This window comes from Actinotalea sp. (assembly GCF_035443605.1).
Lineage (GTDB): Bacteria > Actinomycetota > Actinomycetes > Actinomycetales > Cellulomonadaceae > Actinotalea.
Map to the genome: position 1 here is coordinate 20841 of NZ_DAORSQ010000007.1, position 3935 is coordinate 24775.

The 3935-nt window shown below is 74.8% G+C and carries 3 protein-coding genes; 1 reads left to right on the forward strand and 2 read right to left on the reverse strand.

Features of this window, described 5'->3' with window-relative positions; genetic code table 11:
- Positions 1-153: 153 nt before the first annotated feature.
- Positions 154-1509 carry an FAD-dependent oxidoreductase gene (locus tag PKY62_RS01840; RefSeq protein WP_324534268.1) on the reverse strand — a complete coding sequence of 452 codons (1356 nt, stop codon included), beginning with the start codon at positions 1507-1509 and terminating at the stop codon, positions 154-156.
- A 110-nt stretch (positions 1510-1619) separates the two neighbouring features.
- On the opposite strand from PKY62_RS01840, the gene rarD reads away from it, so the two are divergent.
- Positions 1620-2603: an EamA family transporter RarD gene (gene rarD / locus PKY62_RS01845; RefSeq protein WP_324534270.1), complete on the forward strand. Its 984-nt coding sequence runs from the start codon at positions 1620-1622 to the stop codon at positions 2601-2603.
- Here rarD and PKY62_RS01850 read toward each other — a convergent pair.
- Complete coding sequence (locus PKY62_RS01850) at positions 2593-3897, reverse strand: RDD family protein (RefSeq protein WP_324534273.1); 1305 nt, start codon at positions 3895-3897, stop codon at positions 2593-2595. The two genes, rarD and PKY62_RS01850, sit on opposite strands and share 11 nt — an antisense overlap.
- Positions 3898-3935: the final 38 nt, after the last annotated feature.

Here is a 3935-nt window from a genome sequence, read left to right on the forward strand (position 1 = left end):
CGTGCGGAGCGTTCGGGTGCGACTCGCCGGCGTGTCGCGACCCGAACGCTCCGCACACGAACCCAACCCTCCGCGCACGACCCCAACCCTCCGCACACCGTGGGGGGGTGCGTCGGATCGCCCCGCTCGGGGACTCCCGGGGACGGCGCCGGTTCAGGCCCCGCCGCGCATGACGGCGAGCATCTCCTCGCGCGGGACGACCTTGACGCGCAGGCGGCCCTGGGGGGCGCCGAGGGACTGCTCGTGCGCGTCCAGCAGCTCCCAGCCGGACCACTCGACGTGCCCGACGGCGCGCTCCTCGAGGAACGCCGTCACGGCCGCCAGGTCGCGCTGCGGCGCCGGGACCAGCACGGGGACGTCCTCGACGAGGTGGCGGACGGTCTCGGTGGCGTCGGACTTCGTGTGCCCGATGAGCCCGACGGGGCCGCGCTTGATCCAACCGGTCGTGTAGACCCCCGGCAGCGGGGCGCCGTCGGGACCGTCGACGCGGCCCTCGTGGTTGGGGATGACGCCGGCCACGTCGTCGAACGGCAGCCCGGGCACCGGGGAGCCGAAGTAGCCCACGGCGCGGTAGACGGCCTCGACGGGCCAGTCGTGCGTCTGGCCGGTGCCCGCCACGGAGCCGTCGCCCACGAGCACGGTGCGCTCGGTGCGCAGGCCCGTCACGCGGTCCTCGCCGAGCACGGCCACCGGCTGGTGCAGGAAGTGCAGGTGGATCCGGCGGCTCGCGGTGAGCTCCTCGGGCTCGCGCAGCGTCCAGTCGGTCAGCGTCTTGACGACCTGCTTGGTCTGGTTGGACGAGTGGATCGCCGCCATCGAGCCCTTGTCGAACTCGAAGTCCTCCGGGTAGACGACGATGTCGACGTCCGGAACGTGCCCGAGCTCGCGCAGCTCGAGCGGGCTGAACTTCACCTGGGCGGGCCCGCGCCGGGCGAAGACGTGCACGTCCGTCACGGGGTTGGCGAGCAGCCCCTGGTGGACGTTCTCCGGGATCTCGGTGGGCAGCAGGTCCTGGGGATGCTTGGACAGGATCCGTGCGACGTCGAGCGCGACGTTGCCGGCACCGAGGACCGCCACGTGGCGGGCCTCGAGCGGCCAGGTGCGCGGCACGTCGGGATGGCCGTCGTACCAGGAGACGAAGTCGGCGGCACCGTAGGAGCCGGGCAGGTCGATCCCGGGGATCGGCAGGGCGGCGTCCCGGATGGCGCCGGTCGAGAAGATCACCGCGTCGTAGAACTGCCGCAGCTCGGCGAGCGTGACGTCGGTGCCGACGTCCACGTTGGCGAGCAGGCGGATGTCGCCCCGCTCGAGGATCTTGTGCAGCGCGACGATGATCTGCTTGATCCGCGGGTGGTCGGGTGCGACCCCGTAGCGGACCAGGCCGAAGGGAGCGGGCAGGCGCTCGAAGAGATCGATGCTGACGTCGACGCCGGCCTTCGACAGGATGTCGGCGGCGTAGATGCCGGCCGGGCCTGCTCCGACGATGGCGACGCGCACTGGGGTGCTCACGGCTGGGGGACACCTTCCGGACGAGGGGCACCCAGCTGTCCCGGCCCGTGCCGGCGCCAGGCGCAGGATGCTGGCACCCAGTGTAGGCGTGCAGGGCGTAGGTTCGCGGGGTGCCCGGTGACCCCTCCCCCGACGTCGTCGCGGCGCGCGAGCGGCGCACCGGCCTGACCCAGGGCGTGGTGGCCTACCTGTGGTGGGGCTTCATGCCCCTGTACTTCCCGCTGCTGGCCCCGACGGGACCGGTCGAGATCATCGCCCACCGGGTCTCCTGGTCCCTGCTGGTGTGCGTGGTGCTCCTCCAGGTCACGCGCGCCTGGGGCAGCGTCCGGGCCGTGCTGCGCTCGCGGCGCACGCTGGCCACGCTCGCCCTGGCAGCGGTGCTCGTCGCCACCAACTGGCTCGTCTTCGTCTTCGGGGTGCTGGCCGGGCACACGGTCGACGCCGCCCTGGGCTACTACATCAACCCGCTGGTCACCGTGGCACTGGCGGTCGTCGGCCTCGGCGAGCGGCTGCGACCGGCGCAGTGGGTCGCGCTCGGCACCGGGGCGACGGCCGTCGTGGTGCTCACGGTCGGGACCGGCCGGCTGCCATGGATCGCCCTGGTGCTCGCGGCCACCTTCGGCCTGTACGGGCTCATCAAGAACCGGGTGGGCCGCACCGTGCCCGCCGTCACCAGCCTCGCCGTCGAGACCGCTGCCCTCACGCCCGTCGCCGTGGGCTACCTCGTCTGGCTCGCGGCGACCGGGGCCGGCACCTTCAGCGCCCACGGGACGCCGCACGCACTGGCCCTCGCCTCCGCCGGGGTGGTGACCACCGTGCCGCTGCTGCTGTTCGGCGGGGCCGCGCGGCGCCTGCCGCTGAGCCTGGTGGGCATGCTCCAGTACCTCACCCCGACGATGCAGTTCGCGGTGGGCGTCCTGGTCTTCGGTGAGGACATGCCGGCCGCGCGCTGGTGGGGCTTCGCGCTGGTCTGGCTGGCGCTCGTGGTGCTCACCGCCGACGGCCTGCGGGCCGCACGGACGCCCAGGGTGCGCGGGCAGGGCGTCGGTGCGGCGGTCCCGCCGGGGGTCGGCGTGCCGGACGTCAGCCGGTGACGGTGAGCCAGTAGTCGCCGAACGCGACCGAGGCCCCCACGGGGACGCGGACCGTCTGCTCCGGGGCGCAGAGGATCTGCTGCCCGTCCGCGAGCGTGACGATGGTGCCGTTGGTCGAGTTGCGGTCGCGCAGCCACACGCCGTCGGCGTCGACCCCGATGGCGAGGTGCGTCTTCGACACCGAGCGGCCGCGGTCGACGACGGCGATGACCTGGACCGGCAGCTGCTCACCCGCCCGCGGCGAGGGGTTGCGACCCACCAGGGCCGTCCCGTCCAGGACGATGAGCCGGTTGTCCCACAGCAGCAGCGTCGCCCGGGGCCGCGCCGTCGAGCGCGACGGCGCGTAGGCGACCTTGGAGCGCGCCGACCGCAGCCGCGTGCGCTCCACCTCGTCGTCGAGCGGCTGCGACGCGGCAGTACCGACGCTCTCGTAGGCGCCCACGGGGACCACGCGCTCGGGCGCGCTGCCGGATGCCGTGCGGTCGGGGCCGGCCGAGGCCCGGGCGGGCCCGCGTGGGTCGGTGGACTCGGGCGGCAGGCCGGTGCGCGCGGGCGGGACGGCGGCGATGACGACAGGCTCCGTCGCACGCGTCCGTCGCTCGGCGGCAGCCCGCGGGACGTCGGGGACGAGCACCGGCTCACGGACCTCGGCGGGCTGGGCGAGCGGCACGACGTCCACCTGGCCGAGCGCGGGCCCGGCGTCGGGGGCGGGCTCGCCGTGCGGGACGGTGAGCCGGGCGGCGAGGGCGATCGGCGGGGCCAGCAGCCGGTCCACCCTGCGCCCGACGTCCTGCGCGGTGGTCCGCTGCGCGGTCGCCGGGTCCACGCCGACGCCGATGTCGAAGACGACGGTGCCCGCCGCCTTGTCGTGCCAGCCCTGCCGGCGTCCGCCGCGGTCGGTGAGGACGGAGACGAGCAGCGCCACGGGACCCACGACGGGGATCGCGAGGGCGAGCGCCACGACGAGCATGCGACGCCCGATGCGCCGCATCCCCACCGGTCGCCCCGTCCGGGCCGCGAGCGTGCGGACGCCCACCAGCCTGCTGCCCACGGTGAAGCCGCGGGTGCCCTGGTACCACCACTGGACGACGCCGAAGACGGCGAGGGTCACGAGGCCCAGCACCGTCAGCGGAGAGAGCCCGCCGGTCACCGATCCGTCCGCCGCGGCCGAGAGCTGTACGGCCGAGCCGGCGAGAACGAACCCTCCGCCGAGCACCAGCGCGGCCGCCGCGTCGACGACGGCGGCCAGCAGGCGCCTGCCGGGTGCGGCAGGGACGGCTCCGGGGGTGGACATCCGGGTACTTCACCTCACAGGGTCGGGGCGTGCGGGTC